The sequence below is a fragment of the Ferrovibrio sp. GW821-FHT12D07 genome (genome assembly GCF_058807275.1).
In genome coordinates, this window is record NZ_JBXAQN010000001.1 from 865,604 (window position 1) to 880,473 (window position 14,870).

A 14,870-nucleotide genomic window follows, 5' to 3' on the forward strand; every position below is an offset into this window, starting at 1 on the left:
CCTTAGTCGAAGGTGCAGTGCAGCATTGAGGCGGCACGACAGCGGAAAACAGCAGCTGTAATGCAGTCTCGAGGGCTCAGTCAGCGGCGTCGGCCTTGGCCGCCCTGGCTCTTTCGTCATCCTGCAGCACCCGCCACAGGATCTTGCCGGTGGCCGATTTTGGCAGGGCTTCGGTGAATTCCACCACGCGCGGCACCTTGTAGGCCGCCATGCGTTCGCGGCACCAGGCCTGTACGGCATCCGGCGTCAGGTCGCCCTGGCCTGCGGCGGCCGCATCCTTGGGCACGATCACGGCCTTCACCGTCTCGCCGCGGCGCGGATCGCCGGCGGCGATGATGCAGACCTCGCGGATGCCGGGATGGGCGTACATCATGCCTTCGATCTCGGTGGGCCAGACCTTGAAGCCCGACGCATTGATCATGCGTTTCAGGCGGTCGACCAGGAAGAAGAAGCCTTCCTCGTCGTAATAGCCAAGATCGCCCGAGCGGAAGAAGCGCTTGCCGTCGCGCTCGAAAAAGACCTGCGCGGTTTCGTCGGGCCGGTTCCAGTAGCCGAGGAAAATCTGCGGCCCAGCCATGACGATCTCGCCGGTCTCGTTGGGGCCGAGTTCTTCCAACGTATCGGGGTTGATCACGCGCGAGTCGACATCGAAGACGGGAATGCCCAGGCATTGCATCTTAGGTTTGTCGACCGGGTTTATATGCGTGGCAGCAATGGTTTCCGACAGGCCGTAGCCTTCGATGTAATCCAGTCCGGTCATCTCTTTCAGCTTTGCCGCGATCGCCTTGGGCATGGCCGCGCCGCCGCCGCCAATGCCGACCAGCGAGGACAGGTCCCAGTTTGTCGCATCGGGATCGGAGAGGAAGTCGATGCACATCGTGGTGATGTTGCGCCAGTTGGTGACGCGATGGCGCCTGATCAATTCGGCCGCCACTTTGCGGTCCCAGCGCGTCATCACCACCAGCGTTGCGCCGTTGAAAATCGGGGCATTCATCGAGTTCTGCATGCCGGTGACATGGAACAGCGGCAGCGTCACCAGCTGCACGGATTCCGGCGAGGCCGGGTTCCAGGCGATCGAGCCGAACAGCGTCGCCGTCACGCCGCGAATGCTGTGCAGGCAGCCTTTCGGTGCGCCTGTCGTACCCGATGAATAGGGCAGAACGCACCAGTCGTCATGCGTGGCGCTATGCGGCGAAGCGGCAAGATTCTGCTGCAGCGCTGTCTCCCAGAGCGTGCCTTGGTCGAGACCCTGGCGCGACGCAGCCACCATGTCGGGCAACGGCAGGTCGGTCGGTGTGGTGACGTAATCGCTGTAGGCGGCGACCACAGCATGCTGCAGGTCATGACCCAGCAGGGGTTGCGCAAACGGGAAGATGTCCTGGCCGCAGATCACCGTGGTGGCACTGGTGTCGCGCGCGATATGGCGCAGCTCTTCGGCCTTGCTCATCGGATTGACTGGCACGACCACGGCGGTCAGTCGCAGGATGGCGTAATAGGCGATGATGTATTGCGGACTGTTCTGCATGTAGAGCAGTACGCGGTCGGTCGGCTTCACGCCGCAGCGGTGTTCGAGCCAGCCGGCCAGCCGGTCGACATGATCCTTCAGCTGCGCATAGGTGAGAGCCGAGCCATAATAGAGGATCGCCGGCTTGTCGGGATAACGCCGGGCGGAAATCTCCAGATTCTCGTACAGGCTGGTCGCCGGCAGGGTCAGGTGCTTGGGCACGCCCTTGGGCCAGACGGCGTAATGCCGGTCGAACATGGGTTTCCTCCGTTTATGGGGCCATGCTCCGGCCTTTTGGCTTCGGATTCAATTGTGACCTTACGGAAGCTGGTTGACGGTCTGGTGAAGCGGGAGGATAATATTTGCAAATGCAAATAAATCCGTGTCGGGAGGATTCGGAGATGAACTTTGCCCCTGCTGTGCCCCCGGCAGGTCTGCCGCGCTGGTCCGACGAAGGCTCCAGCCGCATCCCCTTCTGGGCCTATACCGATCCTGCCGTCTATCGTCGCGAGCTGGAGCGGTTTTTCCATGGCACCGGTCATTGGTGCTACGTCGCCCTGGATGCCGAACTGCCCAAGCCCGGCGATTACAAGCTGTCGCATGTGGGCGAGCGCTCGGTGATCGTGGTGCGGGATCGTGATGGCAGTCTGAATGTCGTCGAGAACCGTTGCGCCCATCGCGGCGTGCGCTTCTGCCAGAAGCCGCGCGGCAATGCGCGCAGCTTCGTCTGTCCGTATCACCAGTGGACCTACAAGCTGAACGGCGATCTGGCTGGCCTGCCGTTCCGCCAGGGCGTGAAGAAGGATGATGGCGAAGTGCAGGGCGGCATGCCGGCCGACTTCGACCTCAAACAGCATGGCCTGAGCAAGCTCAAGGTCGCGACCTATAACGGCCTGGTCTTTGCCACCTTCGACCAGAACCCGCCGGCGCTGGAGGATTACTTCGGTCCGGATGTGATGCCGTGGCTGAACCGCATCTTCGATGGCCGCAAGCTCACCATCCTCGGCACCAGCCGCCAGCGCATTCCGGGAAACTGGAAGCTGATGATGGAAAACATCAAGGACCCGTATCATCCGGGCCTGCTGCACACCTGGTTCGTCACCTTTGGCCTGTGGCGCGCCGACCAGCAGTCACGCATGGTCATGGACTCTGAAGGCCGCCACGCGGTGATGATTTCCCAGCGTAATGCCGGCGGCGAAGCAAAAGCCGTCACCGAGGGCGTCACCAGCTTCAAGAAGGACATGGCACTGAACGACACGCGCCTGCTGGATGTGGTGCCCGAGCCCTGGTGGAAGGGGCCGACGGTCACCATGATCACGCTGTTCCCCAGCGTGATCATCCAGCAGCAGGTCAATTCGCTCTCCACCCGTCATATCGTACCGTCAGGGCCGGACGCTTTCGATTTCGTCTGGACCCATTTCGGTTTCGAGGAAGACTCCGAAGAGATGACGCGGCGGCGGCTGCGTCAGGCCAACCTATTCGGTCCGGCCGGCTTCGTTTCGGCCGACGATGGTGAGGTGATCGAATTCTCGCAGGATGGCTTCCGCCAGAAAGGCGCCGAGGGCAGCACCATCTGCGAGCTCGGTGGCCGCGATGTGGCGCCTACCCAGCATATGGTCACCGAAACGCTGATCCGTGGCATGTATGGCTACTGGCGCAAGGTGATGGAGCTCTGACCATGCGTCCCAATCCGATCGGTCTCGGCATTCTCGAGGCGCAGTACTGTGTCGACCAGTTTAATGCAGCCTATGGGGATATCCTGGATCGCGGTGATTACGATGCCTGGGTGACCCTGTTCACCGAGGATTGCTACTACCGCATCGTGCCGCGTGAGAATTACGATGCCGGCCTGCCGCTCAGCATCATGGCACTGGAAAGCCAGGGCATGCTGCGCGACCGCGCCTATGGCATCACCAACACGCTGTTCCATGCGCCCTATTACCAGCGCCATGTGATCGGCGTGGCGCAGGTGTTGAGCGACGATGGCGTCACCATCAAGGCGACCGCCAATTATTCAGTCTTCCGCACCAAGCCTGGTTCAATATCCGAGGTCTACAATGTCGGTCGCTATATCGACCAGCTGGTGCGTACGGATGACGGTTTGAAGCTGAAGGAACGCCTCTGCGTCTTCGACAGCGAACTGATCCTCAACTCGATGATCTATCCGATCTAGACCACGCGGTCCTTCAGACTATCGGCGGCAGAGAGTAGTGCCGGCAGGAAATTGTCGCGCATCTGCTTCGGCGAGGCGCTTTCGATGCGGATGCCGATATTCAGCGCTGCCACCACGCGGCCGTCGAAGCGCCGCACCGGCACGGCGAGCGAGCGGAAGCCCAATTCAGCTTCCTGATCCGACAGCGCATAGCCATCCTTGCCGGCCTTCAGGATCAGTAGTGCCAGTTCCTTGGCATCGGTAACGGTTTTCGGCGTCAACGCCTGCATGCTCAAGCCTTTCATCTCCATGTCCGGGCGCACGCTCAGCAGTACGCGGCCTAAAGCCGAACAGAAGGCCGGTACACGGAAACCGGGACCAGGCGCGGATGAAAGAAAACGGGGCGGGGAGGCATGGGCGACCATCACGGCGTATGCGCCATCCAGTACGGCGGCCGAGCAGGCTTCATCCAGATCGCGGCAGAGCGTATCGCAGGCGGTCTGTAATGCTGCGGCATTGCCAGCGGAGCCAAGATAGGCCCCCGCCAGCCGCAGCACCTGCGGGGTCAGGCGAAAGAGTTTGCCGTCGGTTTCCAGATAGCCGAGTTCGCTGAGCGTATAGAGCGCGCGGCGCACGGTGGCGCGCGGCAGGTCGACGCGCTTGGCCACATCGCTCAGCGACATCTGCGGGCGCTCACCGTCGAAGACGGTCAGCACATTCATGCCGCGGGCCAGTGCCTCCAGGAAATCCGGGCTGCGGCCGCTTTGGGCTCGCTTTTCGGCATCGATGGCGCGCAGCCGGGTCATGGATTGAGTCTGTTTCTCGTTGCCGTGAAGGACGGACAGGTTTAAAATCGCACATATGTTCGCTAGTTGGATATTGTCGGGCCTGTGGGAGGGTCCGTCAAGGCCGGAAATGAGGGACCAGCGATGACCACGCACGACCAGAATATGCGTATGACCCGCGTCGGCGCTGACCAGCCGGCCGGCAAGCTGCTGCGCCGTTATTGGCAGCCGGTGGCCCTGGTGGAAGAACTGGAAGACATCCGGCCAGTCAAGCCGGTGAAGCTGCTGGGCCAGGACTTCGTGCTGTTCCGCGATGAGCAGGGCCGCTATGGCCTACTGGATCGCGACTGCCCGCATCGCGGCGCCGATCTCGCTTTTGGCCGGCCGGAAGATGGTGGCCTGCGCTGTCCCTTCCATGGCTGGCTGTTCGATGTCACCGGCCAATGCCTGCAGACGCCGGCCGAACCGGCCAACAGCAAGCTCTGCCAGCGCATCAAGCAGAAGAGCTATCCGGTGATGCTGCGCAGTGGCATCCTGTTTGCGTATCTGGGGGAAGGCGAGCCGCCGGCCTTTCCTGATCTCGACTGCTTCGTCGCGCCCGACAGCCATGTCTTCGCCTTCAAGGGGCATATCGCCTGCAACTGGCTGCAGGCGCTGGAGGTCGGCATTGATCCGGCCCATGCCTCTTTCCTGCATCGCTTCTTCGAGGACGAAGACCCGAACGCCAATTACGGCCGGCAATTCCGTGCCAATTCGGCCGATTCCGACATGCCGATGACCAAGGTGCTGCGCGAATTCGAATGTCCGCAGATCGAAGTGGCGCGCACGGATTACGGTATGCAACTGATCGCGCTGCGCCAGATCAGCGAGCAGAGCACCCATGTGCGTGTCACCAATCTGCTGTTCCCGCAGGCTTTCGTGATTCCGCTCTCGGCCGAGATGACCATCACCCAGTGGCATATCCCGATCGATGACGTGAACTGCTACTGGTATGCGATCTTCACCAGCTTCACCACGCCGGTCGACAAGCCGCAGATGCGCGCCCAGCGGCTGGAACTCTACACATTGCCCGACTACATCCCGCGCAAGAACAAGGCCAACAATTATGGCTTCGATGCGCTGGAGCAGAAGACCCAGACCTATACCGGCATGGGCAGCGACATCAATGTGCACGACCAGTGGGCCATCGAGGGGCAGGGGCCGATCCAGGATCGCACGCGCGAGCATCTGGGCAGCACCGACAAGGCGATCATCAACTACCGTTCGATGCTGATGAAGGCGATCGACCAGGCAGAATCTGGCAACGAGCCGCCGCTGATGGTACTGGACGCGACGACCGCCAGGGCCATTCGCGGACCGGTCACCATCGATGGCATTGCCCCCACCGCCACGTGGCAGGCATACTGGCGTGAGGCCGATGCGCGCAAACGCCAGGCCGCGCCGTGGCAGGCTCCTGCGCCTCTCGCTGCGGAATAAAGACCAGCCGTCTTTCGGGGGATTTTGCGTGGAGCGTTTTGTCGACCAGTACGGCCTGTGGACGCCGGAGCAGCAGAAGGCGGCCAAGGCTGTCGAAAAAGAGGTTGCTGACCGTGGCCTGAGCGTCATCCGCTTCTCGTTCGCCGACCAGCACGGCATCTTGCGCGGCAAGACCGTGGTGGCCGAGGAGCTGGTGAGCGCCATGCGTAGCGGCATAGGTTTCACCACGACCCTGCTGGCGAAAGACACCTCGCATCGCACGGTGTTTCCGGTCTTCACGAAGGGCGGCGGTTTCGGCATCCCGGAGATGCAGGGCGCAGCCGATGTGTTGATGGTGGCCGATCCGACCACATTCAAGGTCTTGCCCTGGGCGCCGCATACCGGCTGGCTGCTTTGCGATCTCTATTTCGCCGATGGCCGTCCGGTGCCTTTCTCGACGCGGCAGCTTTATCGCAATGCGCTAAAGACAGTGAACGACGCGGGCTATGACTATGTCGCTGGCCTCGAAGTGGAGTTTCACGTTTTCAAACTTGAAGACGCCAACCTGCGGCCGGAAGATGCCGGCCAGCCGGGCACACCGCCAAACGTCAGCCTGCTCACGCAGGGCTACCAGTATCTGACCGAGCAGCGTTACGACCAGTATGACGGGATCTACGAAATCCTGCGCAAGGACATCCAGGCGTTGGGCCTGCCGTTGCGCTCGATGGAAGTGGAGTTCGGTCCCAGCCAGTGCGAATTCACCTTCCGGCCCGGCGCCAACATGGAATCGGCCGACACGATGGTGCTGTTCCGCTCGGCGGCCAAGCAGATCGCGCGTCGGCACGGCTATCATGTCACCTTCATGTGCCGGCCGAAGCTACCGAACATCTTCTCATCCGGTTGGCATCTGCATCAGTCGCTGAACGATCGCAAGACTGGCAAGAACGCCTTCATCCCCACGAGCGATGGCGAGCCGCTATCGGCGCTGGGCCAGCAGTTCCTCGCTGGCCTGCTGGAGCAGGCGCCGGCCTCGGCTGCCTTTGCCGCGCCCACCATCAATGCCTATCGTCGCTATAGGCCCTATTCGCTGGCGCCTGACCGCGCCATCTGGGGCAAGGACAATCGCGGCGTGATGTGTCGCGTGCTGGGCGCCAAGGGCGATCCGGCCAGCCGCATCGAAAACCGGCTGGGCGAGCCCGCCGCCAACCCTTACCTCTATCTTGGGTCGCAACTACTCGCCGGCCTCAATGGCATGCAGCGCAACCTGACGCCGCCGGCTTCGGCCGATACGCCGTACGAGACACCGGCGCCGCCGTTGCCGCGTTCGCTGGAGGCAGCCCTGGCCGCGCTCAAATCCAATGCCTGCTATCGTGCCGGTTTTGGCGATACGTTCATTGACTATTTCATCCATATCAAGGAAGCAGAGATCGCCCGCTACCAGCTCGAAGTGAGCGAGTGGGAGCATCGCGAATATTTCGAGTTATTCTGATGACCATGCTCAGCCTGTTCCCCACCCGCATCGAGGTGGTGTCCCTGAAAAAGAAGGGCGTCGAGGCCTTCAACCGCGACCTGATCGATGTCTGCGATTCCCTGCGGGTGGCTGACAAGACCGGCCAGCGCTGGAGCGCCAAGCATTATCCTGGCGGTTATACGTCTTATGGCAGCCATGACCAGATGCATCGCATCTCCTCCACATTCGCAGCGCTGGAAAAGGCGCTCGACCCGCAGGTGAAGGCCTATGCAATTGCGCTGGGCTACGATCTGCGTGGCCGCAAGCTGGAAATGACCGACTGCTGGGTCAACATGATGGCTGGCGCAGTGACGCATGGGTTGCACCTGCATCCGCTCAGTTTCATCAGCGGCACCTATTATGTGCAGGTGCCGCGCGGCGCCGCGGCGATCAAGTTCGAGGATCCGCGGCTTGACCGCTTCATGGCTGCGCCGCCACGCCGCGCCGATCTGCCGCCGCGCGAGCAGCTTCACGTCAGCGTGAAGGCGAAAGCCGGTCAGGCCGTATTGTTCGAAAGCTGGCTGCGCCATGAAGTGCCGGCCAGTTTCACGGTGCAGGAACGTATTTCGGTCAGCTTCAACTACGCCTGGTCCAGTAAGACGTAATTGGTTCGGACTTGATTTAGGTGTTGGCTGCGTCATCCTCAACGGGCACCGCAACCAGCCCGAAGAAGCTTCCCCATGTCAGCCCTGTTCGAACCGCTGCAGCTCCGCTCTGTGACGCTGCCCAATCGTATTGTTCTGTCGCCGATGTGCCAGTACAGCGCCATCGATGGCGTGCCGAACAACTGGCATCGCATCCATCTTGGCCGCTATGCCACTGCGGGTCTGGGCCTCCTGATAGCGGAAGCGACGCATGTGAATGCGCAGGCGCGGATCACCCCGGGCTGCCTCGGGCTTTACAATGCCGTGCAGGAAGCCGCCTTCGCCGAGATCACCGCTGACCTGAAGCAGTTCGGTCCGGCGCCGGTCGGTATCCAGCTTGCCCATGCCGGCCGCAAGGCTTCGGCCGATCTACCCTGGCGTGGTGGCCACTCCCTGCAGGGTCCGCTGGCCTGGCCGACGGTGGCGCCGAGCGCGCTGCCGCATGATACGGGCTGGCATGTGCCTGGCGAACTTGATGAAGAGGGCCTGGACGAGATCAAGCGCGATTTCGTCTCGGCTGCCCAGCGCGCCGACCGCGCCGGTGTCGATCTTATCGAGATGCATGGCGCACATGGCTATCTGTTCCATCAATTCGTTTCGCCGATTTCCAACAAGCGCAAGGATGCCTATGGCGGCAGCCTGGAAAACCGCATGCGCTTTCCGCTCGAAGTCTTCGAGGCCGTCCGCGCGGTCTGGCCGGCGCACAAGCCGCTGGGCATGCGCATCACCGGCAGCGACTGGATGGGCAGCGAAGGGCTGGAGATCGCCGATGCTATCGCCATGGCCTCGCGTCTGAAGGAGCTGGGCGTCGATTTTGTCGATGTCAGCTCCGGCGGCGTCTCGATGCAGCAGAAGATCAAGACCGGCCCGGGCTATCAGGTGCATTTCGCCGAGGCCGTGAAGAAGGCCACCGGCCTTGTCACCATGGCGGTCGGCCTGATCACCGAGGCTGAACAGGCCGAAGCCATCGTGAAGGATGGCAAGGCCGATCTGGTGGCAATGGCGCGCGGGCTACTGAATGATCCCTACTGGGCCTGGCATGCTGCCGATGTGCTGAACGGCGAAGTTCATGTGGCCCCGCAATATCTGCGCGGCCGGGTGCGCGGTGCCGATACGCCGCGCGAGGTCAGGCTGACGGCGACCCGTTGACGTAACGGCGATCACGCAAAAATTGTCCTGCGACATTCGTGCTCTTGCGGCCGAGCGATTGTCGTCCTATCCATGATCCTGACGCACCGGATGGTCCGGTTCGTCAACGTTCTCAGGGCGGGGTGAAAGTCCCCACCGGCGGTATGCATCGCAAGATGTGAGCCCGCGAGCGCCTCCCGGCTTTCATTTGGCCGGAAGGGTCCAGCAGATTCGGTGCAAGGCCGAAGCCGACGGTTACAGTCCGGATGAAAGAGAGCGGTCCACGGAACGCGCCTGGCGCGCGCAGCCTTATGCTGTGCGCAGGGCGCGTGCCCGTTGCCGTGCGCCCTGATTCAGGCAAGGCAATGAAAGGACGCCCCCATGAATCAGAGCCCAGAACAAAATATCAGTGACATCCGCCTCGACAGCATCGGCCGGGAGGCAAGGCGCATCGCCTTCATCCAGGCCTGCTGGCATCGCGATATCGTGGACGAGGCCTGGGAGGCCTTCCTCCCAGAGATGGCGAAAGCCGGATTGCGCCAGGGCAGCATCGACCGTTTCGAGCTGCCGGGCGTGTTCGAAATCCCGTTGCAGGCTAAGCTGTTGGCCAAGACCGGCCGCTATCACGCCATCGTCGCCGCCGGCTTCGTGGTCAATGGCGGAATCTACCGCCACGACTTCGTATCATCGGCGGTCATCGATGGCCTGATGCAGGTACAGCTCGAGACGGAAGTTCCGGTGTTATCTTGCGTGCTGACACCGCATCATTTCCATGAGCATGACGAGCATCGCCAGTTCTTCACCGAGCATTTCAAGGTGAAAGGTCGCGAGGCGGCGATTGCCTGTGCGGCCACGCTGCGGAACATGGCCGCGTTGCAGAAGGCGGCATGAACAGAAGGCCCCGCTCCAGCGGGGCCTTTTTCTACGCCGTCAGCCGACGCACCAGCAGCGGGCTGGCTTGCAGCGCCATGGCGATCAGCTTGGCGACCAGCAGCGTAAGCAGGACTCGGCCGACCAGCACGACCCAGATATCCGCGCCGACGGCCAGCATCAGGCCGGTATCCTCAATCAGGGAGTGGCTGAGCGAGATCCAGCATAACGCCAGCACACGCATCTTCGGTTCGAAATTGCGTTCCTGGGCTTCCTTGATAATCAGGCCGCCGCCATAGGTCAGGCCCAGCAGCACACCGACGGTTGTCACCGGCGCCAGATCGCGGGTGAGCCCGGAAAAGCGCAGCAGCGGCATCATCATTGCGGTCAGCCGCTGCGTGATGCCGGTCTTCTCGAAGATATCCAGCAGGATGATCAGTGCCACAATGATTACCAGTGTCGCTGCCAGCGAGACGGCGGATGAGATCAGCCAGTCGACATGCCCGGCGGCGGGCGAGGCCATGCGGTGCAGCAGGCCGGCATCCACCGGTGCGGATAGCCAGCCGGTGGCCTTGCACACGGCGGCGATGATCATGGCGTAAACAAGCGCGGCCATGAATCGCAAGGCGGCGGTGAACCAGAAGCTCGCACCGGCTTTGCGTACGATGGCCTGTTCCATCGGCAGGGCATGGGCGAACAGGATCATTGCGCAGATGGTGGAGAGCTGGCCGACGGTCAGCATGGAGTCGGCCAGCAGCGGCAGTGCGCCCAGGCCGCCATAGACACCGATGGCCAGCGCGGCGACCCAGACGAGCCCGGCTTCCGGTGGCAGGCCGACCAGCGCCATGACGGGTGCCAGCGCGGGTCCCAGCGCATCCACCAGTCCGAGTTCGGCGGCAACTTTCACTGCCACCATCACCGGTACCATGACGCGGACCAGTTGCCAGAAGACCTGCAGGCTGGTCTTCAGCCGTGAAACGACATACGCACGCATTGTAGGATTCTTCAGGCCCGCTTCACGAAATCGGCGAGGCGTTCCACCGCACCGTCCAGCTTGTCGTAAGTCTTGGCGAAGCAGAAGCGCACCACGCTGCGCACATGGTCGGCCGCGTAAAACGCGCTGACCGGGATGGCGGCGACTTTCGCTTCTTCCACCATGCGCAGGCAGAAGGCGGCATCGTCCAGATCGTTGGAGATGGTGGAAAGGTCGACATTGAGGAAATAGGTCGCCTTGCTGGGCAGTACGTTGAGACCGAGCTGGGTCAGGCCGGCGGCGAAGCGGTCGCGCGCTGCCGCCAGGTCCTGCCGCATGCCGAGGAAGTAGGCGTCGTCCTTGGCCAGGCCATAGGCGACAGCGGCCTGCAGGTTCGGCGGCGTGGTGAAGGTGATGTACTGATGTGCCTTGGCCAGCACCTTCATGATCGCCGGTGCGGCGCAGACGAAACCGACCTTCCAGCCGGTCAGCGAGAAAATCTTGCCGGCCGAACCGATCTTGACGCAACGCTCGCGCAGCTCCGGCAGGCCGATGAGCGGCTGGTGCTGCAGGCCATCGAACAACACGTGTTCCCAGACCTCGTCGCAGATCGCAATGGCATTGAACTTCACCAGATAGCGGCCGAGAAGCTCCAGGTCCTCGCGCGGGAATACCGTCGCGGTGGGATTGAGCGGGTTGTTGAAGATCACCGCTTTGGTCTTGGGCGAGAAGGCCGCTTTCAGCGCGGCTTCGTCCAGACGCCAGTGCGGCGGGCGCAGCGTCACGAATTTCGGCACACCGCCGGCGCGCTGCACCAGCGGCAGATAGGCATCGTACAGCGGCTGGAACAGCACGACCTCGTCGCCCGGCTCGATCAGCGCCATCAGCGCACCGGCCAGCGCTTCCGTCGCGCCCGAGGTGATCATCACTTCCGACTGCCAGTCGAGGTCGAGATTGTGGAAGCGCTTGTAATGCGTGGCGACCGCCTGGCGCAGCTCGGGCAGGCCCATCATCGGCGGATACTGGTTCCAGCCGGTCATCACTGCGTCGGCCGCCTTCTGGCGCACATCCTCGGGGCCCGGATCATCAGGGAAGCCCTGGCCGAGATTGATCGCGCTATGCTGCATGGCCAGCCGCGACATGGTTTCGAAGATGGTGGTGGGGGCTTCGGCAAAGATGGGATTCATGACGAATAGTCCAGCAAAGGTACGTGAAAACACGCGGAAAATGCGGGCTATCGCTTAGCACGCCGTGGACGGCTGCAACAGTCCTGCCGCGTTAAAGTCGGCCCTCGGCGATGGCATGGCGGAAGGTCTCGGCCAGGAAATCCACGAAAACCCGCACCCGCGGCGAGAGCTGGCGGTGCGCGGGATAGACGGCTGAGACCGGCATCGGCGCCGGGGCCCAGGCCTGCAGGATTTCGCGCAGGCTGCCATCGGCGATGGCGGCAGCCACGTGATAGCGCGGTACCTGCACGATGCCTAGTCCGGCGCGGCAGCAGGCGACATAGGCATCGGCGTCATTCACCGCGACGGTGTTCTCCAGCACGAAAGGACGGTTGGTGTCGTCGATGGTGAAGTCCAGCGACTCATGGCGTCCGGTGGCTATCGACATGTAACTGACCGCGCGATGGCCGCCCTGATGCAGGTCGTCTGGTCGCCGCGGCACACCATGGCGTTCCAGATAGGCCGGGCTCGCCACCGTCACCTGTTCGATGTTGCCGACACGCCGCGCCACCATGCTGGATTCGGGCAGGGGCCCGCTGCGCATGGCGCAGTCGACGCCCTCACGGATCAGGTCGACCGGGCGGTCGCCGATGCCCAGTTCCAACGTGATATGCGGATGCTGGGCGAAGAAGCCGGGCAGGGCCGGAATGATAACGGTGCGTGCGACCGTGCCCTGCAGGTCGACGCGCAGGCGGCCGCGCGGGCTGGCGGCGGACTGGCTGAACACGGCCTCGGTTTCATCAAGATCGGCCAGCAGCCGTGTGCAGCGCTGGTAATAGGCCTCACCATCCAGCGTGGTGCGCACGCTGCGGGTAGTGCGCTCTAGCAGCCGGGCATTCAGACGGCTTTCCAGTTCCTTGATGGCGTAGGTGACGGTGGCGCGCGGCATCTGCAGGTCGTCGGCGGCAGCGGTGAAGCTGCCCAGTTCGACGATCCGGGTGAAAAGCCGCATAGCCTGTAGGCGGTCCATGGCTATTGTTTAGTATTATTGAATAATAATGTCTATAAATGCTTATTTATTCAATAAAATCAAAGATGCATATCAGAACGCGTCATCCCATCCAGGAGCGCTTTCCATGACCATTTCTCCCACTGGCAAGACCGCCATCGTTACCGGCGGGTCGCGCGGCATCGGCGCCGCCATCAGCGAAACCCTGGCCCAGGCGGGCCATGCGGTCGTCATCAACTACGCCAGCCGCGCCGCCGATGCTGAGATGTTGGTGTTGAAGATCGCCGAAGCCGGCGGCCGCGCCATCGCCGTGCAGGCCGATATCAGCGACCCAGCTGGCGCGCGTCGCCTGTTCGATGTCGCGCAGGAGACCTTCGGCGGCGCCGATATCCTGGTTGCCAATGCTGGCATCCTCGATCCGGCGCTGCCTAGGATTGCCGAGACCACCGATGAAGGCTTCGATCGCATGGTCACTGTCAACCTGAAGGGCGTGTTCAACCTGCTGCGCGAGGCCGCGACGCGTCTGCGCGATGGTGGCCGCATTGTCACGCTGTCCTCCAGTGTGGTGGGCATGAACCTGCCGGGCTATGCGTCCTATGCAGCGACGAAAGCAGCCGTGGAAACGTTCAGTCGCTTCCTGGCACAGGAATTGCGCGGCCGGCAGATCACGGTCAACACCGTGGCCCCGGGTCCGGTGGCGACAGAACTGTTCTTCGCCGGCAAGACGGAGGAACGCGTGGCGCAGCTGGCGAAGCTCTCGCCGTTGGAGCGCCTGGGCCAGCCTGACGACATCGCGACGACGGTTGCATTCCTCGCCGGCCCCGGCGGCTGGATCAACGGTCAGGTGCTGCGCAGCAATGGCGGTGTGATCTAACGCGACTTGCTGAGGTGGCGTCGGCGCAGCAGCGCCAGCGCCACCGCAACCACCAGTGATCCAGCGAGCCCGGCAGTGAAAGCCGGCATCAGGCCGATCTGCGGCCCCAACACTGTCAGTGAGGTGAAGAAGGGGATGTGGCTCAGCATGCCGATCTGGGTGGCGCGTAGCGCGGCACGGATGCCGGCAATATCCAGACGACGCGGCAGGAACCAGCAGACCGTCACCAGCGCTACCGGGAAGGACGCGAGAATCCCGGCAACCTTTGGACCCAGGATATGGGCGATGCCGCTCAGGATGGCCACCAGGCAGCCCGCCATCGTGCCGCGCAGCAGGATTTCATAAAACGGCGAGCGGCTGCGTGAGGCCGGCGCCGTCATTGCCACGTTACGGCCGGCCCACCAACCGATCGCGCCGGCTACGGCAAGCACTGCCAGCGATACCGACAAGGTGGCAGGCAGCTGGCGGATCAGCAGACCGGTCAGGAACCAGGCGGCAAGACCGCCCAGCAGCGCCAGCGGCATCGGCACGCGGCGCACCAGCGCGATGACGCTGACGATGAACAGCAGCACGGCGCCGATGGTGGTGAGGCTGGCGATGGCTGCCTGCGGCACGAAGCCCGGTGGTTCATGCAGGATCAGGAAAACATAGGCCGGCGCAGTGACGATCGGCAGTGCCAGCACGATGCCGCCGATGAAGGGCGAACTCCGCTCCATCAGCACGCCGACGCCGGCGACAAATCCGGCGGTGGCCAGGTCGCGTGAAGCGATGGCCAGCAGGGTGAGAAGCGGCAGGTCCAT

Annotated in this window: 14 protein-coding genes and 1 riboswitch; of the genes, 8 read left to right on the forward strand and 6 right to left on the reverse strand. The window is 62.8% G+C overall.

Annotated features, from left to right (window positions below; all coding sequences use genetic code 11):
• Positions 1-76: 76 nt before the first annotated feature.
• On the reverse strand, positions 77-1,762 hold the full coding sequence (locus tag AC1RRE_RS04440) for a long-chain fatty acid--CoA ligase (RefSeq protein WP_492979881.1): 1,686 nt from the start codon (positions 1,760-1,762) through the stop codon (positions 77-79).
• Positions 1,763-1,905: 143 nt separating this feature from the next.
• On the opposite strand from AC1RRE_RS04440, the gene AC1RRE_RS04445 reads away from it, so the two are divergent.
• Both AC1RRE_RS04445 and AC1RRE_RS04450 read left to right on the forward strand, forming a co-directional pair.
• A complete protein-coding gene (locus AC1RRE_RS04445; RefSeq protein WP_492979882.1) occupies positions 1,906-3,180 on the forward strand; it encodes an aromatic ring-hydroxylating dioxygenase subunit alpha in 1,275 nt (424 codons plus the stop codon).
• A 2-nt stretch (positions 3,181-3,182) separates the two neighbouring features.
• Entirely contained in the window at positions 3,183-3,677 is a 495-nt protein-coding gene (locus AC1RRE_RS04450) for an aromatic-ring-hydroxylating dioxygenase subunit beta (protein ID WP_492979883.1), read from the forward strand.
• Here AC1RRE_RS04450 and AC1RRE_RS04455 read toward each other — a convergent pair.
• Positions 3,674-4,462: an IclR family transcriptional regulator domain-containing protein gene (locus AC1RRE_RS04455; protein ID WP_492979884.1), complete on the reverse strand. Its 789-nt coding sequence runs from the start codon at positions 4,460-4,462 to the stop codon at positions 3,674-3,676. The genes AC1RRE_RS04450 and AC1RRE_RS04455 overlap by 4 nt on opposite strands.
• 123 nt (positions 4,463-4,585) lie before the next feature.
• Between AC1RRE_RS04455 and AC1RRE_RS04460 the strand changes: the two genes are divergently transcribed.
• The 5 genes from AC1RRE_RS04460 (at position 4,586) to AC1RRE_RS04480 (ending at position 10,069) form a co-directional block, all read left to right on the forward strand.
• Positions 4,586-5,917 (forward strand): Rieske 2Fe-2S domain-containing protein, encoded by a 1,332-nt coding sequence (locus AC1RRE_RS04460; RefSeq protein WP_492979885.1) that lies wholly within the window; start codon positions 4,586-4,588, stop codon positions 5,915-5,917.
• Positions 5,918-5,945: 28 nt separating this feature from the next.
• A complete protein-coding gene (locus tag AC1RRE_RS04465) occupies positions 5,946-7,385 on the forward strand; it encodes a glutamine synthetase family protein (RefSeq protein WP_492979886.1) in 1,440 nt (479 codons plus the stop codon).
• Positions 7,385-8,011, forward strand: a complete 627-nt coding sequence (locus AC1RRE_RS04470; protein ID WP_492979887.1) for a TIGR02466 family protein — start codon at positions 7,385-7,387, stop codon at positions 8,009-8,011. The genes AC1RRE_RS04465 and AC1RRE_RS04470 overlap by 1 nt, the downstream gene beginning before the upstream one ends.
• 75 nt (positions 8,012-8,086) lie before the next feature.
• The gene (locus tag AC1RRE_RS04475; RefSeq protein ID WP_492979888.1) at positions 8,087-9,199 is read left to right on the forward strand and encodes an NADH:flavin oxidoreductase/NADH oxidase; all 1,113 of its coding nucleotides are present in this window, start codon (positions 8,087-8,089) and stop codon (positions 9,197-9,199) included.
• 104 nt (positions 9,200-9,303) lie between these two features.
• Positions 9,304-9,460: riboswitch (FMN riboswitch) on the forward strand.
• A gap of 99 nt (positions 9,461-9,559) precedes the next feature.
• A complete protein-coding gene (locus AC1RRE_RS04480) occupies positions 9,560-10,069 on the forward strand; it encodes a 6,7-dimethyl-8-ribityllumazine synthase (RefSeq protein ID WP_492979889.1) in 510 nt (169 codons plus the stop codon).
• A 31-nt stretch (positions 10,070-10,100) separates the two neighbouring features.
• On the opposite strand, the gene AC1RRE_RS04485 is transcribed toward AC1RRE_RS04480, so the two are convergent.
• The 3 genes from AC1RRE_RS04485 to AC1RRE_RS04495 all read right to left on the reverse strand — a co-directional run bounded on the left by AC1RRE_RS04485 (position 10,101) and on the right by AC1RRE_RS04495 (position 13,199).
• On the reverse strand, positions 10,101-11,042 hold the full coding sequence (locus AC1RRE_RS04485; protein WP_492979890.1) for a hypothetical protein: 942 nt from the start codon (positions 11,040-11,042) through the stop codon (positions 10,101-10,103).
• A gap of 11 nt (positions 11,043-11,053) precedes the next feature.
• Positions 11,054-12,208, reverse strand: coding sequence for an aminotransferase (locus tag AC1RRE_RS04490; protein WP_492979891.1), 1,155 nt, complete (start codon positions 12,206-12,208; stop codon positions 11,054-11,056).
• A 91-nt stretch (positions 12,209-12,299) separates the two neighbouring features.
• The gene (locus AC1RRE_RS04495) at positions 12,300-13,199 is read right to left on the reverse strand and encodes a LysR family transcriptional regulator (RefSeq protein WP_492979892.1); all 900 of its coding nucleotides are present in this window, start codon (positions 13,197-13,199) and stop codon (positions 12,300-12,302) included.
• 124 nt (positions 13,200-13,323) lie between these two features.
• On the opposite strand from AC1RRE_RS04495, the gene AC1RRE_RS04500 reads away from it, so the two are divergent.
• The gene (locus AC1RRE_RS04500; protein ID WP_492979893.1) at positions 13,324-14,070 is read left to right on the forward strand and encodes an SDR family oxidoreductase; all 747 of its coding nucleotides are present in this window, start codon (positions 13,324-13,326) and stop codon (positions 14,068-14,070) included.
• On the opposite strand, the gene AC1RRE_RS04505 is transcribed toward AC1RRE_RS04500, so the two are convergent.
• Positions 14,067-14,870, reverse strand: a complete 804-nt coding sequence (locus tag AC1RRE_RS04505; protein WP_492979894.1) for a hypothetical protein — start codon at positions 14,868-14,870, stop codon at positions 14,067-14,069. The two genes, AC1RRE_RS04500 and AC1RRE_RS04505, sit on opposite strands and share 4 nt — an antisense overlap.

What these genes read in the sequence shown, in the direction of transcription:
- AC1RRE_RS04440 (WP_492979881.1), bottom strand. Translation starts at nt 1,762, where the DNA reads ATGTTCGACCGGCATTACGCCGTCTGGCCCAAGGGCGTGCCCAAGCAC.
- AC1RRE_RS04445 (WP_492979882.1), top strand. Translation starts at nt 1,906, where the DNA reads ATGAACTTTGCCCCTGCTGTGCCCCCGGCAGGTCTGCCGCGCTGGTCC.
- AC1RRE_RS04450 (WP_492979883.1), top strand. Translation starts at nt 3,183, where the DNA reads ATGCGTCCCAATCCGATCGGTCTCGGCATTCTCGAGGCGCAGTACTGT.
- AC1RRE_RS04455 (WP_492979884.1), bottom strand. Translation starts at nt 4,462, where the DNA reads ATGACCCGGCTGCGCGCCATCGATGCCGAAAAGCGAGCCCAAAGCGGC.
- AC1RRE_RS04460 (WP_492979885.1), top strand. Translation starts at nt 4,586, where the DNA reads ATGACCACGCACGACCAGAATATGCGTATGACCCGCGTCGGCGCTGAC.
- AC1RRE_RS04470 (WP_492979887.1), top strand. Translation starts at nt 7,385, where the DNA reads ATGACCATGCTCAGCCTGTTCCCCACCCGCATCGAGGTGGTGTCCCTG.
- AC1RRE_RS04475 (WP_492979888.1), top strand. Translation starts at nt 8,087, where the DNA reads ATGTCAGCCCTGTTCGAACCGCTGCAGCTCCGCTCTGTGACGCTGCCC.
- AC1RRE_RS04480 (WP_492979889.1), top strand. Translation starts at nt 9,560, where the DNA reads ATGAATCAGAGCCCAGAACAAAATATCAGTGACATCCGCCTCGACAGC.
- AC1RRE_RS04485 (WP_492979890.1), bottom strand. Translation starts at nt 11,042, where the DNA reads ATGCGTGCGTATGTCGTTTCACGGCTGAAGACCAGCCTGCAGGTCTTC.
- AC1RRE_RS04490 (WP_492979891.1), bottom strand. Translation starts at nt 12,208, where the DNA reads ATGAATCCCATCTTTGCCGAAGCCCCCACCACCATCTTCGAAACCATG.
- AC1RRE_RS04495 (WP_492979892.1), bottom strand. Translation starts at nt 13,199, where the DNA reads ATGCGGCTTTTCACCCGGATCGTCGAACTGGGCAGCTTCACCGCTGCC.
- AC1RRE_RS04500 (WP_492979893.1), top strand. Translation starts at nt 13,324, where the DNA reads ATGACCATTTCTCCCACTGGCAAGACCGCCATCGTTACCGGCGGGTCG.
- AC1RRE_RS04505 (WP_492979894.1), bottom strand. Translation starts at nt 14,870, where the DNA reads ATGGACCTGCCGCTTCTCACCCTGCTGGCCATCGCTTCACGCGACCTG.